This window comes from Microaerobacter geothermalis (assembly GCF_021608135.1).
Classification (GTDB): domain Bacteria; phylum Bacillota; class Bacilli; order DSM-22679; family DSM-22679; genus Microaerobacter; species Microaerobacter geothermalis.
Genome location: NZ_JAKIHL010000050.1, coordinates 1 through 20,423 on the forward strand (window position 1 = coordinate 1; position 20,423 = coordinate 20,423).

Annotated in this window: 21 protein-coding genes; 20 read left to right on the forward strand and 1 reads right to left on the reverse strand. The window is 41.0% G+C overall.

The window, feature by feature from the left end:
• The first annotated feature begins 262 nt into the window (after window positions 1-262).
• The 19 genes from L1765_RS14470 (at window position 263) to L1765_RS14560 (ending at window position 17,347) form a co-directional block, all read left to right on the forward strand.
• Window positions 263-1,231 carry a hypothetical protein gene (locus tag L1765_RS14470; protein WP_236408200.1) on the forward strand — a complete coding sequence of 323 codons (969 nt, stop codon included), beginning with the start codon at window positions 263-265 and terminating at the stop codon, window positions 1,229-1,231.
• Window positions 1,232-1,236: 5 nt separating this feature from the next.
• Entirely contained in the window at window positions 1,237-1,659 is a 423-nt protein-coding gene (locus L1765_RS14475) for a cytochrome c maturation protein CcmE (protein WP_236408201.1), read from the forward strand.
• A gap of 210 nt (window positions 1,660-1,869) precedes the next feature.
• The gene (locus tag L1765_RS14480; protein ID WP_236408202.1) at window positions 1,870-3,879 is read left to right on the forward strand and encodes a heme lyase CcmF/NrfE family subunit; all 2,010 of its coding nucleotides are present in this window, start codon (window positions 1,870-1,872) and stop codon (window positions 3,877-3,879) included.
• Entirely contained in the window at window positions 3,876-4,370 is a 495-nt protein-coding gene (locus L1765_RS14485; protein WP_236408203.1) for a cytochrome c-type biogenesis protein, read from the forward strand. Before L1765_RS14480 ends, L1765_RS14485 begins: the two co-directional genes overlap by 4 nt.
• A gap of 12 nt (window positions 4,371-4,382) precedes the next feature.
• Entirely contained in the window at window positions 4,383-4,751 is a 369-nt protein-coding gene (locus L1765_RS14490; RefSeq protein WP_236408204.1) for a hypothetical protein, read from the forward strand.
• A gap of 2 nt (window positions 4,752-4,753) precedes the next feature.
• Window positions 4,754-5,749, forward strand: coding sequence for a hypothetical protein (locus tag L1765_RS14495; RefSeq protein WP_236408205.1), 996 nt, complete (start codon window positions 4,754-4,756; stop codon window positions 5,747-5,749).
• The gene (gene ccmA, locus L1765_RS14500) at window positions 5,746-6,444 is read left to right on the forward strand and encodes a heme ABC exporter ATP-binding protein CcmA (protein ID WP_236408206.1); all 699 of its coding nucleotides are present in this window, start codon (window positions 5,746-5,748) and stop codon (window positions 6,442-6,444) included. The genes L1765_RS14495 and ccmA overlap by 4 nt, the downstream gene beginning before the upstream one ends.
• A 2-nt stretch (window positions 6,445-6,446) precedes the next feature.
• Window positions 6,447-7,127: a heme exporter protein CcmB gene (locus tag L1765_RS14505; protein ID WP_236408207.1), complete on the forward strand. Its 681-nt coding sequence runs from the start codon at window positions 6,447-6,449 to the stop codon at window positions 7,125-7,127.
• A gap of 5 nt (window positions 7,128-7,132) precedes the next feature.
• Window positions 7,133-7,840: a cytochrome c biogenesis protein gene (locus L1765_RS14510; protein ID WP_236408208.1), complete on the forward strand. Its 708-nt coding sequence runs from the start codon at window positions 7,133-7,135 to the stop codon at window positions 7,838-7,840.
• A 13-nt stretch (window positions 7,841-7,853) separates the two neighbouring features.
• Entirely contained in the window at window positions 7,854-8,030 is a 177-nt protein-coding gene (locus tag L1765_RS14515; RefSeq protein ID WP_236408209.1) for a CcmD family protein, read from the forward strand.
• Window positions 8,005-8,640 (forward strand): Fe-S-containing protein, encoded by a 636-nt coding sequence (locus tag L1765_RS14520; RefSeq protein ID WP_236408210.1) that lies wholly within the window; start codon window positions 8,005-8,007, stop codon window positions 8,638-8,640. Before L1765_RS14515 ends, L1765_RS14520 begins: the two co-directional genes overlap by 26 nt.
• 28 nt (window positions 8,641-8,668) lie before the next feature.
• Complete coding sequence (locus tag L1765_RS14525; RefSeq protein WP_236408211.1) at window positions 8,669-9,823, forward strand: ABC transporter permease; 1,155 nt, start codon at window positions 8,669-8,671, stop codon at window positions 9,821-9,823.
• A gap of 12 nt (window positions 9,824-9,835) precedes the next feature.
• Window positions 9,836-10,510, forward strand: coding sequence for an ABC transporter ATP-binding protein (locus tag L1765_RS14530; RefSeq protein WP_329610052.1), 675 nt, complete (start codon window positions 9,836-9,838; stop codon window positions 10,508-10,510).
• Window positions 10,510-11,661: an ABC transporter permease gene (locus tag L1765_RS14535; RefSeq protein WP_236408220.1), complete on the forward strand. Its 1,152-nt coding sequence runs from the start codon at window positions 10,510-10,512 to the stop codon at window positions 11,659-11,661. The genes L1765_RS14530 and L1765_RS14535 overlap by 1 nt, the downstream gene beginning before the upstream one ends.
• 4 nt (window positions 11,662-11,665) lie before the next feature.
• A complete protein-coding gene (locus L1765_RS14540) occupies window positions 11,666-12,211 on the forward strand; it encodes a TlpA family protein disulfide reductase (RefSeq protein WP_236408212.1) in 546 nt (181 codons plus the stop codon).
• A gap of 191 nt (window positions 12,212-12,402) precedes the next feature.
• Window positions 12,403-13,221 (forward strand): prolipoprotein diacylglyceryl transferase, encoded by an 819-nt coding sequence (gene lgt / locus L1765_RS14545; RefSeq protein ID WP_236408213.1) that lies wholly within the window; start codon window positions 12,403-12,405, stop codon window positions 13,219-13,221.
• Between the two features lie 286 nt (window positions 13,222-13,507).
• Window positions 13,508-14,098 carry a hypothetical protein gene (locus L1765_RS14550; protein ID WP_236408214.1) on the forward strand — a complete coding sequence of 197 codons (591 nt, stop codon included), beginning with the start codon at window positions 13,508-13,510 and terminating at the stop codon, window positions 14,096-14,098.
• Between the two features lie 277 nt (window positions 14,099-14,375).
• A complete protein-coding gene (locus tag L1765_RS16140; RefSeq protein WP_236408215.1) occupies window positions 14,376-15,440 on the forward strand; it encodes a radical SAM/SPASM domain-containing protein in 1,065 nt (354 codons plus the stop codon).
• An 83-nt stretch (window positions 15,441-15,523) separates the two neighbouring features.
• Complete coding sequence (locus tag L1765_RS14560; protein WP_236408216.1) at window positions 15,524-17,347, forward strand: S8 family peptidase; 1,824 nt, start codon at window positions 15,524-15,526, stop codon at window positions 17,345-17,347.
• 5 nt (window positions 17,348-17,352) lie between these two features.
• Here L1765_RS14560 and L1765_RS14565 read toward each other — a convergent pair whose 3' ends face one another.
• Window positions 17,353-18,177 carry a metallophosphoesterase gene (locus tag L1765_RS14565; protein WP_236408217.1) on the reverse strand — a complete coding sequence of 275 codons (825 nt, stop codon included), beginning with the start codon at window positions 18,175-18,177 and terminating at the stop codon, window positions 17,353-17,355.
• A 243-nt stretch (window positions 18,178-18,420) separates the two neighbouring features.
• On the opposite strand from L1765_RS14565, the gene acsA reads away from it, so the two are divergent.
• Entirely contained in the window at window positions 18,421-20,142 is a 1,722-nt protein-coding gene (gene acsA / locus L1765_RS14570) for an acetate--CoA ligase (RefSeq protein ID WP_236408218.1), read from the forward strand.
• Window positions 20,143-20,423 lie beyond the last annotated feature (281 nt).

Genomic DNA, 20,423 nt, shown 5'->3' on the forward strand with positions numbered 1-20,423 from the left:
GAGCCATTTTCAAAATCCCCTCTCCTGGAATGTTGTCTGGACAACTTCATTCTAACCGAGGGTTTTTGAAATGGCTCTCTTATTTTTTAAAGAGACTCCGTTTTTACACAATTATATGGACTCAACTAAAAACTGAGGAGAATCCATGGAGAAACCATGGATTCTTTTTTACATTTGTTTCAACCTTATATAATTCATCCCGGTTTTTATTTATATTAATACTAGAAATATTGGATGGCAACTATTAGGAAGGGTGAAAGAAATGTATAAAAAAAATGCGATGATTATTCCTGTGTTTCTCTTAATTTTCCTCGCGATAAGTCCTGTCTTTGCCGAAGGGTCCCAAACTCTTTCCATTAAAGATATCACAGTGCAGATCATGCCGGAAAATGATGTTCCCCAAAAGTGGCCAGCTGATACCCCTTCTGTATTAATCGGATATTATGCAACCATGGTGAATGATACAGGGAAAGATTTTAAAGGGCCAATTACCTTTTCTGTCCCAACGGATGCCCCTAATTTTGTCATAAACATGGTTTGTGAAACGGAGCAGGGAATGCTGTGTCAACCCTATGAAATTAATGAGAAGGAAAAGACCGTTTCTTTTATTCCATCCCGGGTGATTAAACCGGGGGAGGAGTTTCCGGTGATGGTTGAATTTTTTACCAATCCGATTCAAGGGGATACAACAAAAACGTTCTCCTATACTTTTTCCCAGCAATATAAAATACCAGTGTTAAATGTGGATATCGTGAAACCTTTGAGGGCAGACAACTTTCAAGTCAGTCCGAAGGAAACAAAAACCTTGGATGTAAATGGTGAAATGTACTACAAATACTATCTGAATGATGTGGAACCGAATCAGGAATTTACGTATACCGTGTCTTATGTAAAAAAAGACAATCTCCCTACGAAAAAAATAAAGGAAACGGTACAGATGAACGAAACCTCCTCTGCACAACCGATTCCACAAAGTAAAAATAAAAATTTTAGTACCGGATTCGTGATCATTGCCATTTCCATACTGGTCTTCGGTTTTCTGCTTTACCTAGGGTTAAAGAATAAACAAGCGGTGCCGGTCAATGGCAAAGATCTGAAGGTACAAAAATCTTCCAAGAGTCATGCTTCATTGGAAAAGGAGAAGAAAAAATTAAGAAAAATGCTGCTGGACGGAAAGATTGATGAGAGTACTTATCAGAAAATGATGAAGAATCTTAAGAAAAGCAGGTGATCAATATGAGTAAAAATACAAAAATTATCATTGGTTCATTTGTCATCATGGGAGCCATTCTCGTCCTGTTGTTTACTTCTACTCCTGCACAGACTGGTGTGGAATTGACCATTACGGAATTGATAAATAACCCTGACAAATATAAGGATAAATTTATTACCCTCCAAGGAAATTTAAATGAACAAAGTATTCATTGGGATGCGGATAAAATCCTCCTGGAATTTACCATATTGGATGATCAGAAAACACCACTAAATGTGAGATACAACGGAATCAGACCCGATAATTTCTCTCATGATGTCATTGTCATTGCCGACGGCAAATATGATCCTGAACAAAATCTCTTTATTGCTGAAACGGTAAAAACCAGATGTCCCAGCAAATATGAGGCACCGGGTGAAAGTGACAGCAACAGCAAAGAAACCTGATTAGATGAAACTTTATTAAGCAGTGAGGCTCATGACTGGAATTGGCCCTCAACTGACTCCAACATTGAAATACCCGGATGTTTTTTGAGGGCTCCGTTCTTTAGACTTGAAGCGGAATTGAATCATTTTTGCCCGAGCTCGACTAGCGGACGTGTGAATCCTTAGTCCCACATCTATAGTTATTCGTAAATTAAGAAAGGAGAAAGCTTCATGTTGTCACAAATCGGTTTTGTTGGTATGTATATGGCGTTAGCTTTTTCAGTATATGCATTCATTGCTTTCTTGTTAGGCATTCGAATGAAAAATGAAAGGCTGATTCACAGTGCGAAAAGAGGAACCATCGTTGTCTTAATCATAGTGTCCCTTTCATCATTGATCTTGTGGTATTTGCTGGGAACTAGCGATTTCTCCGTCAAATATGTGGCCCAGTATACCAATATTGACCTCCCTATGTTTTATAAGCTGACAGCCTTCTGGGCTGGCAATGGTGGATCTCTCCTTTTATGGGCGTTAACCCTAAGTATTTACACTGTCATTAATATGTATCACCGAAAACTAAAGGATAACCCACTGGTTCCGTATGTGGGAGCAGTGCTTGTGGCCAACAGTATATTCTTCCTGTTCCTGTTGGTTTTTGTGGACAATCCTTTTGCTTTAAATCCAGAGGCCGTTCAGGATGGAAAAGGGTTAAATCCCCTGTTACAGAACCCGGGAATTATGCTTCATCCGGTGACGACTTATTTGGGTTATGTAGGATTTGTCGTTCCCTTCGCCTTTGCCATGGCAGCCATGTTTGTACGGGACGTGAACAATGATTTTTGGATTAAGATTACCCGCCGATGGGCAGTTATCGCATGGTTGTTTTTAACTTTAGGGAACTTTTTTGGAGGAGCATGGGCTTATCAGGAACTGGGCTGGGGCGGTATCTGGATGTGGGATCCCGTTGAGAACGCATCATTTATGCCTTGGTTGACGGGGACGGCTTTTATTCATTCCGTAATGATTCAGGAAAGAAAGAATATGTTAAAAATTTGGAACATGGTTCTGATCATTATGACTTATTTATTAAGCATATTTGGAACATTTTTGGTCCGTTCCGGCATATTAACCTCTGTTCACGCTTTCTCGGACGGAACCCTTGGAACATGGTTCCTTGTTTATCTAGGCTTGGCTACCGTTATTTCTCTGTATTTTCTATTCACACGTTTACATCTCCTCAAGCAGGATTCAGGAGTATTTGAATCGTTTCTCTCCAAGGAAAGCAGTTTCTTGGTAAACAATTTGCTTTTAGTGGGAACATTTATCGCTACCTTTTGGGGCACCATCTTTCCAATCGTTTCCGAAGCGGTGACAGGCACCAAAGTGACAGTGGGACCTCCTTTTTATAACAAAGTGAGTGCTCCAATTCTGGGTGCATTAATCCTTGTGATGGGAATTTGTCCGTTGATTGCATGGCAGAAATCAACCTGGAATCAGCTTAGAAATAACTTCTTTGTACCTGTTGCTCTAAGTTTCAGCTTATTTTTGACGATCTATTTTATGGGGGTAAGAGAATTCTGGGCCTTGCTCATTATTCCGATCATTTCCTTTGTCATCATTACTCACCTCATTGAATTCATAAGGGGTACGAGAGCCAGAAAAAAAATGACCAATGAAAATGTATTCCTTGCATTTTTCCGGTTAATCACTAGAAATCGCCGCCGTTTTGGGGGGTATATCGTTCACCTTGGTATTATGCTGATGGCTCTTGGAATTATGGGTTATAGCCAATTTCAGGAAAAGGTGACCGTTACTCTCGGATTCGGAGAATCTGTTTCCATAGGTGATTACAAATTAACCTATGAAAATATTGCCGAGAGAAAAGAAGGCAAGAATGATGTGGTATATGCTGAGTTAAGCGTGATCAAAGACGGTGAAAAAAACTTAGGCATCATTAAACCGGAAAAAGTCTTCTATTCATACTGGCCGATGCCCACGACGGAAATTGCCATATACAGTACCTTTAGAGAAGATCTTTATGTCGTCTTAAGCGGATGGGAAAATGATGGTCGCGCAACCTTTGAAGTCAAAGTAATCCCATTAGTCATCTGGATTTGGATTGGAGCAGCCGTGGTGATCATTGGAGCAGTATTTGCCGTATGGTTTGGCCGCTACGGTAACGTTACTCCAAAATACACACCGAAGTATGTGGTGAATTCCGACGGGGGGTCATCCGTATGAAATGGTGGCAGTTGGCGGTCCTTGGAGTCATTGGGTTAGTTGTGTTTCTTGTTTCCTCTCCGGGACCTGCAATAGCCGGAGAACATATCAATTATAATCATCCGCTGTTTCAAAAATTAGAAAAGGAATTTATCTGTGTGGATGGCTGTGAGATGGCTTTGGAAATATGCACTAATCCGACGGCTGAACAGATGAGGATTGATCTGGATGGAATGATCAAAAAAGGAATGACTGAAAATGAGATTATTTCCTATATGATTTCCATTTATGGAGAAGGTGTGTTAAGGGAACCCCTTAAACAGGGATTCAGCTTAACGGCATGGATATTGCCTTTCGTCGCACTATTGGCCGGGGCTCTCCTCATTTATTTGGCCGTGGACCGATGGATTTATCGGAGGGTGAGAGTCGGGGAGGTAAAGGCACTGGAAAACGAGATGGAACAGGAAATATATCAGGCAATGATTGATGAAGAGCGAAAAAAGTATTTTTAGGGGGAGTAGAAAATGATTTTTTCTACGATATTCTTAATTATCTTATTTATTCTGTCCTTTTATATCGTGGCAGATCCTTTATTAAAGAAAGAAGTTGTTCCCCATAAGGCTCATATGGGAAATGAAAAAGTGAGTATGGAAACCATTTATACCACTTTGAATGAATTGGAGTTTGACTATCTAACTAATAAATTATCCAAAGAAGATTATGAGCAGATGTCAAGTCAATATAAAAACTTAGCGGCAAAAATGATGAAGGAAGAAGAGGAAAAGGGTATCCAAGAGGAAAGTGTTGCCGATATGACCAAACAGGTGGAACTAGAAATCGAAAAAGAAATTCGTGAACAGCTTTCCAAGCTAAAACAGGAAAAGAGGGGATAATCATGTCACATTTGTATACGCGAAAATATTATATACTCTTGCTGATGATGATTCCTCTGATCTTTCTACTTTCTTTTTCCTATGTCGCGATGGGCAAGTCTAAGGATTCTTTTCATATGAAATTTAAACACTTGATCATTTCCGGGGAAGGAACAACATTAAAAATCTACGAAATTATTACATTTGAAAATCCAGCGAATCAAAACCTTCCTGAAAAAATTACGTTTACAAGCACTTTGCCCCAGGGGGCAACCAATCTTGTGTTTGAAAAGGCAGAAGAATTGGAGCAGTTACCGAAAGGTTTTACCGCAACATTTGATACCGGTGACCAAACATCAACGGACATCAGCTACAGTTATGAAATCCCTGACTTCAACAGTGACCGGACTTTGTCATTTACCCAAAACTATGATGTAGATACCTTAAATATTCTGATTCCGGCAGCAATGAACCTCTCTATTGCTAGTGAGAGATTTACAACCAACGAACCAGTGACCATCAATGACAATACCTATAAATACTATACGGCTAAAGATGTAAAAGCAGAAGAACCGTTGGATATTCAGTTTTTATTGAAACCGGCTACAGATGACATGGCCGGAATGAATATGGGAGGTTCAACCCAACCCGTTATTTCCAAACAGGCTCCCCAATTTCACAATCCTGGACATATTCGGGTGTGGTACCAATCACCTTTGCGTTCCATGAATCCCCATATTTTTTTAATCATCTTGGGAGTTGTGGTTATTTCGGGAATCGCTTTATATATACGTTATCGAATGATGGAGCAGGAACGTCTGGAGGCTTCTAGAAATGAGAAGGATGATCTCTTTGACAAGCTTCTGTTAAAGCAAAAGGTTCTGATGCAGAAGATTGTGGAAATGGACGAGGCCCATCAGAAAGGAAATATTCCTGAATCGGTGTATCGGGATAAGCGAAATGCTTATAAGGAGCAATTGATCCATGTGAAACTCCAGCTTCGGGAGCTGACAGAATGATTAAGATCCATAAGCTCCAGAAAAAAATTGGTGAAAGATATATTTTAAAAGGCATTTCACAGACCATAAATAAAGGAGAATTTCTTACCATTTTGGGTCCCAATGGAGCAGGAAAAAGCACCCTGTTGAAAGTGATCGGCACCTTAACTAATCCCACATACGGAGTAGTAGAAGTGGAAGGGATTGATGTAAAACGAAAACCCAATCTCGTTCGTGAAAGAATTGGTTATCTTGCTCATCACAGCCTGCTTTATGATCATTTAACGGCCTGGCAGAATCTTAAATACTATGGAAAATTGTATGGAGTAAAGGAATTGAACCGCAGGATAGAAGAAAGTCTAAGATTGGTAGGCCTCTACTATGTTAAAAATGATCCGATAGCCTCTTTCTCGAGAGGAATGGTACAAAGATTGGCTATAGCCAGAGCCCTTATTCATCAGCCTTCAGTTTTACTGCTGGATGAGCCTCATACTGGCTTGGATCAGCAGGCCAATTTAATATTTGAGCAGGTCATGAAGGATTTGCAGAAAAAGGGATGCACGCTGTTGATGGTCACCCATGATTTTGAGCAAGCATTAAAGTTGTCAGATCGGATCGTGATTTTATCCCAAGGCTTAATCAAAATGGAACTCAACCCCCGTGAACATTCAATGGAAAGCTTGCTGCGGGTATATCATGAAGCGGTGGAGGGTTGATGATGAAGAAATATTTAAACGTTCTTTTTACTATTATTGGAAAGGAGATTGCATCGGAGATAAAAACCAAGGAAATGTTCAGCACCATGGTTATTTTCTCTTCCTTGGTTATTGTGATCTTCAGCTTTGCTTTTGATCCGATGCGGGCGACAGTTAAGGAAGTATTTCCTGGCATGATGTGGGTGATGATTGTGTTTTCTGGAATTTTAGGATTAAATCGGTCCTTTGTTTCAGAAAAATTGAATCACAGTCTCATGGGTATGATGCTGATCCCTGTTGATCGTTCAGCCATTTATGTGGGGAAAATGTTGGCCAATTTTTTGATGGTATCCATTGTGGAACTTATTTCCATTCCGCTGTTGTATGTGTTATTTGATTACCGATGGCAGGGAAATCTCTTCCCGTTTCTTACGGTTGTCGTATCCAGCACCTTCGGATTTATTGCCATCGGCACGTTTTTATCGGCATTGTCAGCCCATTCCAGGTCGAGTGAATTGCTGCTGCCATTAATTTTATTTCCGATTGTAACTCCCCTAATTATTGGGGCTGTGGAAACCACTGGAATCCTGTTAAGCGGGGAAAACGTAGCCTCCAGTTATTCCTGGCTGCGGTTGATCCTTGTCTTTGATGTGATATTTTTTGTGATTCCAATGCTTCTCTTTGATTATTTACTGGAGGTGTGACGTTCATGGAGAGATATGCTTTTAAATGGGAAAAACTCACCCTTCCCATCTTGTTTGTGGGTATGATCATCGCCCTTTATTTAGTATTTCCCTGGGTTCCGCCAGATAAGATGCTCGGGGTCGTGCAAAAAATCTTTTATTTCCATGTTGCATCTGCATGGAATGCCTTCCTGGCCTTTTTTGTTGTATTTATTACCAGTATTTTTTATTTGAAAACCAGAAACAGAAAATATGATGTCATTGCTAGTGTATCAGCGGAAATTGGGGTATTGTTTACCACGATTGTTTTAATCACCGGACCCATATGGGGCAGATCCTCATGGAATGCCTGGTGGTCGTGGGAACCTCGATTAACGACCACTTTGATTTTATGGTTTATTTACCTTGCTTATCTGATGGTAAGGGAAATGGATGGTGACTGGGAGAAAAAGGCGAGATTATCTGCCGTTTTTGGTATCGTTGGTTTCATTGATGTTCCCATCGTTTACATGTCCATTCGATGGTGGCGAACCAAATTGCATCCAGTTGTTTTTGGCGAGGGAGTGGATCAGACAGGTGGAGGAATTGAACCCTCCATGATGGTCACCTTGCTGACCAGTGTGGTGCTGTTTACGATTCTTTATATCGTCTTGCTAAATCGCGGAATAGCTTTGCAGCATATGAAGATCAAATTAGAACAGTTGAAAGAACAAGTAAGAGAATATGTTCTTTAAGGAGGGGACTTTAATGGGTTATTTATTTGCAGCTTATACGATTATTTTTCTGCTTCTTTTTGCTTATCTGATGGTAATGGGAAAAAGACAGAAAAAGCTTGCAGAAGAAATGGCTTTGTTGCAGGAAATTTATGAGGAACAGGGACGGAAGGGAGAGAAAAAGAATGGGGGAACAACCCAGATTGGATGACACTTCCATTAAGAAAGAAGAATTTATGCAATTGGCCAAACGGAGGAGAAAAAATAATTTTATTGTGATTCTATTAACTGTTCTTATTGCCGTTGTGGGGATCACATGGTTTATTACAGCCAACGCCAACAATATTCCCAGAACAAGATATGTGGCTGGAAACTTTAATATCGGTCAGGCTGTAAAATATGACTCAGTGATACCCATGACTGCCATTGAACATCAAATGACGGATCAATATGTGACCATCAAGTTGGATGAGGTAAAGAACAGGCGGTTGATTTTTACAGAATACACTAATGGGGATTTCCGGCTTCCGCTGATGTCCTACATTTCTCCGGCAGGGAGAGTGGTGGTTACCGTCAGCTATTGTGAACCCTGTCGTTCAGAAACCTTCAGAATTGACGGAACCACTGATGACAAGGTCTTAATATGTGAAACGTGCGGTTCCGTATGGAGATTGAATGATTTAAAAGGGGTATGGGGCGGCTGTGTCAACTATCCTCCTGAGGAAATTCCTTATACGGTGGAGAATGACATCATACAAGTGGAAAAAACCGTCATTGAAAACTGGAAACCAAGAGAAGTGGTTAATGTGACGGGAATGTAAGAAAGACTTTATCTAAGGAAGATTGCATATGAGGCTGGAATCGATTGCTTTTAAACATTTTCAGAGGAGAAAAGGCCATTTTTTCTTTTTGGTATTGGGAATTTCATTGGCAATGACCACCGTCGTCTCCTTATATCTATTAGTAAAAACCATGAATTTGGAAGTGGGAAATGCCTTTGATGAAATCGGTCCGAATATTATCATTACCCCGAAAGAGTCCAATAGCGCTTTGACCTATGGGAATATCACCATTCCTAAAAAAGGGAAGGAGAGTATGCTTACCTCCCAGGACTACATTCTGATCAATACCATTCCCAATAAGGAGAATATAGCGACGGTTGCTCCTAAATTGCTTCAGCCTGTTGATATCGAAGGAACCCCTTATGTTGTAGCGGGAGTTTATTTTCAATTTGAAAAACAGCTGAAAAAATGGTGGAAGCTGGATGGAAAATGGCCCTTTGCGGAAAATGAAATACTTTTGGGAAGTGAAGCAGCAGAGCAGTTAGAAAAGAAAACGGGAGATACGTTAACCTTTAAAGAAAAAGAGTTCCTTATTACTGCGGTTCTTGACAGACAGGGAACAGAAGAGGATAACATGATCTATGCCAATATCATGACCGTCCAAACCCTATTTAACCGTCCGGATCAGCTTACCTTCATTGAAGTGGCCGCATATTGCACCACCTGCCCTTTGCCGCAAATCATCGAGCAAATCAAGGAGAAGCTGCCTGAAACGAATGTCATTGCCATGAAGGATGCGGTTAAGGCTAGGGAACAAACCATCGACCGTTTCGCCCAATTGGCTACTGCCATTTCAATTATTGTTGTAATGATTGGAGTGGTGGTTGTTACCTTAACTATGATGGCATCCGTAAAAGACAGAACAAGGGAAATTGGTGTATTTCGTGCAATCGGTTACCGGAAATCCCATGTAGCAGAAATGGTTTTAACCGAAGCAGCCATTGTGGGGTTGTTCGGAGGCTTTACTGGATTTATCTTCGGTACACTCTTAGCCAAAGGGTTATCCCCTGTTTTTATGGTTTCTGCACCGACGATATCATGGGATTATCTTCTTGGCAGTGTGATATTGTTGTCATCAACAATATTGGGAATCATTTCAGGATTCATTCCGGCGGTTCAGGCATCCAGGATGGTACCCACTGAATCCTTAAGGCATATATAGGGGGAGAGAATCTTGGCACTGTTAGAAGCAATAGATATTAGAAAAACATATAAAGACGGCGATGGGGAAGTCATTGCATTGCATGATGTGTCTCTTTCCATTGATTTCGGGGATTTCGCGGCAGTTATGGGTCCTTCCGGATCAGGAAAAAGCACTCTCCTTACGATTCTGGGAGTGCTTAATCCTCCTACATCAGGGAAATTAATGATCGATGATATTGATGTATACCGTCTGCCCATTGAAAGGCAGGCCGATTTTCGTCGGACATATATCGGATTTGTGTTTCAGCAACTTCAGCTGATCCCTTATCTGACGGCACTGGAAAATGTAATGCTACCCTTGGCGATTTCTAACTATTCTAAACATCAACAGAGGGAAATGGCTGAGGTGGTATTGAGAAAAGTAGGCCTTGGAAACAAGATCAATCGTTTACCCAATCAACTGTCCGGAGGGGAGCAAGAAAGGGTAGCCATTGCCAGAGCCATTGTGAATCAGCCCCCCATTGTTATGGCAGACGAACCGACAGGCAGTCTTGATTCTAAAACCAGTGTTGAAATCATGGAACTTTTTCAGTCTTTAAATCAGGAAGGACTAACCATTATTATGGTCACCCATAATCCTGAAAACCTGGCCTATGTGAAGCGGACCATCCGGGTGAAGGATGGAATGCTGGAGAGTGATGGTTGATGAATCTGTTGACGATTGTATATAAAAATATTTTCGTAAAAAAATATAAGACCCTTTTTTTTCTATTAACGATCACATTATCTATTTCGGTCATTGTGGTTTTGTTCCTGCTGACCTTGGGAATGAAGGCTAATTTTGAGGATCAAGCTAATAAGATGGGAGTAAAATTCTCCATATCCCCACCAACGGAAAAATTAACTTTATCCTATCAAGGGATTAACGTGGGGACAGAAGTGGTCAGAGAAGCAGCGCTGATGTCCCCTGATGTTTTAACCGCACTGGACAAACTTCGCGATCCGTTGCAAATGATTGCCCTCTCTCCAAAGCGCGTCGATATTTCCCGATATCAGGATCATGAAATTTTAATGGTTGCCTTAAATATGAAGGAAGAGGCACGATTGAAAGAGTGGTGGGAAATAGAGGGGGCCATGCCTGAAAAACAGCATGAATTGCTTTTGGGCTCTCGTTTTGCTGCCCAATATGGATTAAATTTGGGTGATTCCATGGAAATGAACGGTGAAATTTTTGTTGTAACCGGGTTATTAAAGGAAACGGGAACCCAGGATGATCAGGTTATTTTTTACCCGATGGAAAGCGGCCAGGGAATTCACTATATTGATTTGTATGTAAAGACCGAACAACCCGATCAGTTGATCGGCCAACTTAAAGGGATCATCGGTCCGATCACAAAAAATGTGGAGATTAAACAAATAAAAGATGGAAATACGGCTCGATACTCCATCGTATCTGATTTGATCAAGTATACTTTTTTTATTACTCTGGTTATCGTACTTCTGGGCAGTCTGATTATTTTCATTTTTAGCATGTCCCTGATTCATGAGAGAGTAAAAGAAATCGGTGTATTTAGAGCCATCGGTTATCGAAAGAAGCATATCGTATCCATGATCCTATCGGAGTTATCCCTGCTGTGCGGGCTGTCCGCCATCCTGGGATTTGTCCTGGCCTACGGATCGGCCCGTATCATTGAGAAAAGCGATTTATTGGAGGGGTTAATGGTTGAAGCCATTCCGATCATACCCATTTTGTCATATACGATCTTGACCTCAATTGCTATCTCTCTTTTGGCAAGCTTATACCCGGCAATTAGGGCAGCCAATCTAGACCCTATTATTGCCTTTAGGGAGGTGTAACTTGATGATGAAAAGAGTGAGATGGGCCGTAACCTTGTTCGTGATTGCATCATTGGTCATCGGTATAAAATGGTATGTGGGTCAGCAGGAAGAGAAATTAAAGTATGCTTCCCTGTTTTTATCCAAGGAGTATGAGAGTTATCCGGCTACCGATTTTTCATTGCTGGATATCAATGGTCAGGAAGTGACCTTGTCTGAATTAAAGGGCAAGCCGGTGGTTCTTAATTTTTGGGCATCATGGTGTCCTCCTTGCCGTGAAGAAACCCCCACCTTTGTTAAGCTGTATGAAAAGTATAAGGAAGATGTGATTTTTTTGGGTGTGAATTTAACCAATACCGAGCAATCGGTGGAAAATGTTCGGAAATTCATAAAGGATTTTAGTGTTAGCTACCAGATTCTTTTAGATGAGCAGGGAGAAGTGGCTAAAACCTATCAAATCACAGGGATTCCCGAAACCTTTTTTATAAACAGGGATGGGATGGTGATTTATAAGTATTCGGGAGCCATCGGTCAGGAGGAGTTAGAGATCTTAATAAAAAAGATGCTTTAATAAGGATTCTCCATGAAACTTTCATGATATTTTAATAAAATTTTAATAGCGATATGCTAAAATAACAGGGTATTTTAATCAGGTTCAGTTATTTATATTGGATGAAATTAAAGAGAATTCTTTAATTTTACTCTATAGGTGAACGGAACGATTGAATTTAGAGTTCTGAATGATATCGATGGAGGGATCACATGTACCAAGTATTGTTAACCATTGGAGATTTTGAATTGCGCTCCTATGGAGTGATTGTGGCCATAGCCATTCTTTTAGGTGTGGGTGTGGCTCACTTTATGGCTCGTCAGTATGGAAAATTTGAAAATCATGTATTGGACATGACAGTTTATGTGGTGATTGGAGCGATCATCGGGGCTAGGTTATGGGAAGTTTTCTTTTTCCAGTGGGGATATTACTCCAAAAATTTAAATGAGATTTTGATGATTTGGAACGGCGGTCTTTCCATTCAAGGAGGACTTGTGGGGGGGTTTGTTACTGGAATATGGTATACGAGAAAGCATAAAATTCCTTTCTGGGAATTTGCTGATATAGTTACACCTGGGATCATTCTTGGTCAGGCCGTTGGGAGAATTGCCTGCTTCCTGAACGGGGATGCCTTCGGTTCCCCAACTGGTTCCAGTTTTGGGTTGGTGTATCCGGAAGGAACCATGGCATATGCCACTTATGGAAGCCAGCCCCTTTGGCCAGCAGAAGTGATGGAAGGCCAGTGGGATTTGATTGTTTTTGCCATCGTCTTGATTTTATCCAAGAGGGAAATGCCGAAAGGGTATATTTTCTTGACCTATAACATCCTATACTCTTTTGGTAGATTCATGCTGGAGTTTTTAAGGGGAGACACCCCTCGCTATCTCTTCAACTGGACGGCGGCTCAGTGGACAAGTATGATCGTCATCCTGTTGGCACTGTTCTTTATGTATTATCTCTATACGAAGAAATCACCAATGAACAGCAGCAAGGCGATTGCCAAGGGTAAAACGGCAAAAAGAACAAAGTGAAATATCATCATCAATAGCCAAGATTATATGGATGGAACTAAATAGACGGAATTAAAGAATTCATATGGACAGACTTCGAGTTCGCACTTAAGCGAAGAGACTAAAGAACGGGAATTAGCCCTCAAACTGACGCCATCGTTGAAATACCCAGGTGTTTTTGAGGGCACCGTTCTTTAGAATTGAAGCGGACCTGAATCACTTCCTTAGACGAACTCCAATAGCGGACGTGTGAATCTTTAATTCTGCATCTTTTGGTTTAGTTCACTTCGATAGGGGAGTTAAGTTCATGAAAAAGTCCCAGTGGATATTAGTTGCTATTGCCATTGCAGTCGGATCAGCTTGGCTTATTTTCTTAAATACTTCAGACTTGGTGGAAGAGAGATTAAAGGATTATGAGGAAATACCGGTTGAGACCGGGCAGCCTGTCGAAAAAGCAGATGGAGCAGATGATGCAGATCAAACAGATCCGGATCTAAAGGATTTTTCAGTCATTCAGGAGCAGAAAGGGATCATTTTTACTGCAGTCTTTCTAACTCCCGAGATCACACAGCCCGAACAAAAAGTTCATTTCAAAGATCATCTTTTGATCCATTTTTCAATGGATACCCATGAGGGAGACTTGAACCAGTTGAACATAAAGCAGCTGACATCCCTTTTGGTTGAGGACAAAATAATAAAACCAGTTGAATGGATTGATGTGAATAATGACGGGCATCACCGATCTGGGGTTATTGTCTTTCCCAAGCTTGATGATCAGGGGAATCCCTTGATTTCAGAAGAGAAGCAGACCGTCGTATTATCTTTGGCGGAAAGTCCATTGCTGCAGAATATGGATTTTACCTGGAACCTTCCATTGTCCCCAGACGAAAGGAAATAGAGTGTAAGCTAATTACACTCTATTTTTTTCTATATAGACGGAACTAAACCTCCATGACCCGAAGGGTCACAAATTGATATGAACATGTATTTTCATATCAAAGAATTCACTAAGGACAGCCGTCGAATTGGTACTTAGCGAAGAGGCTAAAGAACGGGAATTAGCCCTATAGTAAAAGATGTACGTCGAGGGCTCAGTTTGTTCATAAATTATTCAAACGAATATGCTCAATTTTCCAGTATACTAGAAATGAATACAGGGGGGAGAAGATGATAAAGTGAAAGGAAAGCTTGGATTTCTCAACCAAGGACCAAAAATTGTATATTGGGAAATTACAAAAAGGTGTAATGCGCCTTGTCTTGATTGTACCCTCAAGAAATCAGCTTGCGATTACACAGAGGAATTAAATACAGATGAAGCCATGGATGTAATTCGGGACATAGGACAGATGTCTGCCGCTCAACTGGTTTTTCAAGGAGGAGAACCTCTGCTTCGCCAAGATCTTCCGAAATTGATAGCGATGGCAGATAAGATGAATATTTCCGTTTCCATGACAACCAATGGAAGTTTGCTTACTAAGGAAAAAGCTGTGCAGTTAAAGGAAATGGGATTAAGGCAGATCAATTTGTGTTTAGAGGGAGCTACTCATGAAACTCATGATCGTTTTCATAGCAAAAACGGAAGCTTTGATACAGTCCTTTATGCGACAGAAATTGGTAACCAATCAGGTTTTCGTGTTCAATACAATTATACCTTGACAAAAGACAACGTCCATGAACTGCCTCTCCTGATGGAGTTAGCAAAAGATCAAAGGGTTGCTGTCGTTACTGTATACTTTCGGATGAATGCCAGATGCAGTCAAATGCTTGACGACCATTTGAATATGGACAACGAGAAGATTGATGAGATCTTAAGGCAGTTATTTCATTGGTCAATCAATTATCCTTTTGAACTGAAGCCGATCTGTGCTCCCTATTATTACCGGGTTATCCGGGAAGAGGCGGAGAAGATGGGAATGTTAATATCACCTAGAACCTTTGGAGAAATGTCGATTACCAAAGGGTGCGTTTCAGGGATTAAACAATGTTTTATTTCTTATCGTGGGGATGTATATCCCTGCAGGTATTTGAAGGAATTGGCCGGAAATGTGAGAGAAGTACCGTTAAAGGACATCTGGAATGATGCCCCTATTTTTCAACAGTTACGTAAATTGGAGCCATCAGGAAAATGTGGGAGCTGTGAATATTTAACGGTATGTGGAGGATGCCGCCTCAGGAGCTATTTGGCTCATCGTGAGATTTTTTCCGAGGATCCGGACTGCCTGTACGATCCTCAGCCATAGAATGGAACTAAAGATTCACACGTCCGCAGAATAAAAGAAGCCAACTTAAACCACCCTACAGGTAGAAGAGCGGGGTGGTTATTTTGCGCGAATATAGAAAATGGATTGGAAATGGGATTACCATAATTCTTGCCGTTTCATTCAGTTTATTCTCTATCCTGGGGGTAAAAACGGAAACCAAGAAATATCCGACGCTAACGGTTCAATCGACTCTGAAGGAAGATATTATGCACAGTCAGCAGTTAATGGTTCTTGAAAATCAACGGAGATTGGACCGCTTGGCCAACCAATATGAAGAGACGAAATCTGGGGGTGACAGTCGCCTTAAGATAAGTGTGCTTCAAAATGGTGATATATCCATAAAATGGATGAGAATCTTATCAAAGGAAGAAGCCAAGATCTGGTTAAATTCTTTTCCTCTTCAAAAAGAAAGGGATAAAATTCCTTTATTTTCTCCGTTGAAAAATGGAAAAGTGCTTATGACTATTGTTGATTTGAAATCCGTTGAAAAAAGAATGACAAAATCGTTCTACACCTCAACCACCGGATTAGGTGTAGAAACGATGGATAAAGGGAGTCCCAAAAGCCACTATATCAAAAACGAAGTGATTGTAAAATTTAACCGATCCCTTTCCAATGAACAGCATCAGCAAATATTAAAGAATGCGGATGCCAAACTGGTGAGAAAATTAAGTCAGACATGCGTTGTTCGTTCCAACAGCCTGACCACCCGTCAGTTGATTCAATATTTCAAAGGAAGAAAAGAGGTTTCTTTTGTTGAACCCCACTATATTTATTTGCCCAATTTACTACCTAACGACTATTTTTATAAGACTTACCAATGGAATTTACCGATCATACATAGTGAGCAGGGATGGGAAATTTCCAAGGGGAATGAAGGAGTAGTGATTGCTGTTGTTGATACAGGTATTGATCCGGCGCATCCCGAATTTGCAGGACGGCTGGTGGATGGATATAATTCCATTGAAGATAATTCGAATGTGAGGGACGAACATGGTCACGGAACCCATGTTGCTGGAATTATCGCAGCCAAAACGAATAATGGAGAAGGAGTGGCTGGAATTACGTGGCTGAACAAAATCATGCCAATTAAAGCGATCGGATCATCAGGGGAAGGTTCTTCCTTTGATATCGCCAAGGGAATCATTTGGGCTGCCGACCATGGAGCCAGCGTGATTAACATGAGCCTAGGCAATTATGCTGATTCCTTTGTGGTAAGAGAAGCGATTCAATATGCCTTTTCAAAGGATGCGGTGTTGGTTGCAGCTTCCGGAAATGATAACTCTAGTCAACCGGGATATCCTGCAGCCTATTCCGAAGTTTTGGCGGTAGCAGCCACAGGGTTTCAGGACACAAGGGCCGATTTTTCAAATTTCGGACCCTACATTGATGTATCTGCTCCTGGAGTAAATATCCCCAGCACTTTTCCTGATCATCAGTATGCTGCCCTTTCCGGTACCTCCATGGCTTCACCTCATGTTGCAGGTCTAGCCGGATTGATCAGAGCAACCAATCCGTATTTAACCAATGTTCAGGTCATGGAACTGATTCGAAACAGCACTAAGGATTTGGGGGAACCGGGATATGATCCTTATTTTGGCTATGGGGTCATTGATATTGAGCTGGCATTAAAGCAAGCGAGGGAAAACAAAAAATCCCTATCCCTTTTAAAAAAATGGCTCGAAAGACGATTAACCATGTTCCAGCAGGATAGAGAACTGATTCGCTTAAGCGAAGGAAAGGATTTTATAAGACAATTTATCCATGGTGAGAAAAAAAATATGATTGAAAAAGAAATTGAAAAATACTTTAACGGGAATAAGTCTCTTTCGGTCAATCAATATGGAGAGTATCTTATCCGTTTGCTACAGCAGGAGGCCGAGTAGATGAATTAGGCGGACTTCTTTGCTGTCAGCTTATGAAAAGTAATTTCCGGACGGGATTTTACTCGAATGTTAAATCCCGTTTGACCAAGGCCTTCACTAATGTAGAAGGCCCTTTTTTTATGGAAATGCAACCCTTTAATAATATTTCTTCTTGCCAATTTCCCCATTTTGATCAGGTGGTAGGGCTTTGGCCAATATATTTGTCCTCCATGGAAATGGCCGGACAACAGATAGTCAAAGTGATAATCATCCATGTGGAGGACCACATTGGGGTCATGGGTAAGGACAATTCGGATGCCGTCTCCTACTCCTTCAAAGGATTTATTCAAGTCGCTTTTCCCGTTGCTAAAGTTATCAATCCCAATAATTTCAATGGATTGACCATTGATTTGAATAGAGCGGGATTCGTTTTGAAGAACATGGCATCCTTTTTCAATTAAAGAATCCTTCAGACGCGAGAAATGATGCTTTCTGAGGATATAATCATGATTGCCAAATACAACATAAATTCCATAGGAAGGATTTAGCTTTTTTAATACATCCACATACGTCAAAAACTTGTCAATATTCTTAGCACGGTCAAGATAATCTCCGGTTAACGCAATCAAATCAATGGGCTTATTCTTTACCTGTTCATAAAGATGTTCAGGGGATATGGATATATTTTCCATATGAAGATCCGATAAATGGAGGATGTGAAGATCTTTATCCATCATCCCATCCTTGGGCTGTACCGTTAAGGAGATGTTGTTGACCTGCATGTGATAGGTATTTTTGTGAGCGAAATAAATCAAAATGGCAAGGGTAATCATCAGAATGATCCATAACATGAGATATCACTCTTTCTAAACATAAAATATACACTTCATTATTATACTTGATAAACATTATATACACCATGTCAATAATTCCCTCAAACAAGCTGTCATGATCATGTTACAATAAAGAAACAAAAAATCAGAAGATTAAGAAGGAAATTAAAATTTCGTGTAGAATATAAGGAAAAATGTTATGTAACAGAAGGAATTGTCATGGATTCTGTTATATTTTGAGAAAAATGTGGAGGGATATGGATGCAGAGAAATGTACAAGAGATCCAAATGTTAGACCCCAATGCCAATTTGAAGGACTATGAAGAAGCTTGCCGCACAATGGATTGGGAAGAAGTGAACAAATATTTTTCCTGGTATGAGACGGGGAAAGTGAATATGGTTTTTGAAGCGATTGACCGTCATTGTGAACAGGGAAGGGGACAGGATACCGCATTACTCTTTACCGATGGAATCAGGGATGAAAAATATACCTTTGAGGAAGTGAAAGCATTTTCTTGTAAATTTGCTCATGGGATTAAAGAGCTGGGCTTGCAAAAGGGGGATCGATTGTTTATTTTCATGCCCCGTAGTCCAGAACTGTATTTTGCTTTAATTGGTTCAGTCCGCGCAGGATTAATTGCTGGTCCTTTATTTGAAGCTTTTATGGAAGAAGCGGTAAAAGACAGGCTTCTGGACAGCGGAGCTGTTGCCGTCATCACCACGCCACAACTTCTCCATCGGATTCCTGTACAGAGTCTGCCAGATTTGACACATGTCATTCTGGTTGGGGCAGATGAGGCAACAGGGAAAAATCAGGTTCGTTATGAGGATTTAATGGCCAATGCTCCTGATGACTACATTATTGAATGGGTTGATCGGGAAGATGGAATGTTGCTTCATTATACCTCTGGTTCAACAGGTAAACCAAAGGGAGTATTGCAGGTACATGATGCCATGCGCCATCAATATATATCTGGAAAATGGGTTTATGATTTAAAGCCTGGGGATATCTACTGGTGTACAGCTGATCCTGGCTGGGTTACCGGTACATCTGCCGGGATGTGGGCTCCTTGGTTAAATGGAGCAACGGTTGTACTCAGAGGAGGCCGATTCAAGCCTGCTGATTGGTATGGGACCATCGAGAAATATAGGGTAAATGTATGGTTTAGTGCACCAACGGCATTCCGCATGCTGATGGGAGAAGGAAATGACCTTCCCAAACAATTTGATTTGACCAGTCTAAGACATATTTTGTCGGCAGGGGAACCTCTAAACCCTGAAGTAATTCGCTGGGGTTTGGATGTACTTGGACTCAGAATCCATGATAACTGGTGGATGACAGAAACGGGTTCCACTATTGCTGCCAACTTTCGCTGTTTGCCGATTCGTCCAGGTTCCATGGGGAAGCCTCTGCCTGGAATCAAAGTAGCCATTGTGGATAATGAAGGGAATGAATTGCCTCCGAATCACATGGGCAATTTGGCGATTATGCCGAAATGGCCTGCCATGATGAGAACAATTTGGAACAATGAAGCAAAATACAAGGAGTATTTTATTCATGGAGGTTGGTATATTTCCGGAGATTCCGCCTATATGGATGAAGACGGATACATTTGGTTTGAAGGGAGGGTAGATGATGTGATTAATACCGCCGGTGAGAGGGTTGGTCCCTTTGAAGTGGAAAGCAAACTGGTAGAGCATCCGGCTGTAGCTGAAGCGGGGGTAATCGGTGTCCCTGATCCAGTTCGAGGTGAGATCATTAAAGCATTTATCACCTTGCGTGCAGGCTTTGATCCCAGTGACGAGCTGAAAGAAGATATTCGCAAGTTCGTAAAAGAGAGATTGGCTGCCCATGCGGCTCCAAGAATGATCGAATTCCGGGATAAAATGCCCAAAACCAGAAGCGGTAAAATTATGAGAAGGGTTCTGAAAGCTTGGGAGTTGGGACTGCCAACCGGTGACCTTTCCACCATGGAAGATTAAGAGGGGAACTTAAGTTAAATCAGAGAAGAAATGGACAGAACTAAACTTACATGACCCGCAGGGTCACAAATTCTCATGAAAATAATTCCATCCAGTAGTTACCTAGTTACTGTATCATCGTCATCTTCTCATAATGGAAATTGAACAGGGGAATGGTAAGTCGTAAATCTTTATGGTGGTAGCAATATCAGACCCCGCGAACTAAACGGACAGCATCGATCATTGAGCACAAATTCCTGTTGCTGCGAGCACGAATATCAAATTACTGTTTGTCTCTGATC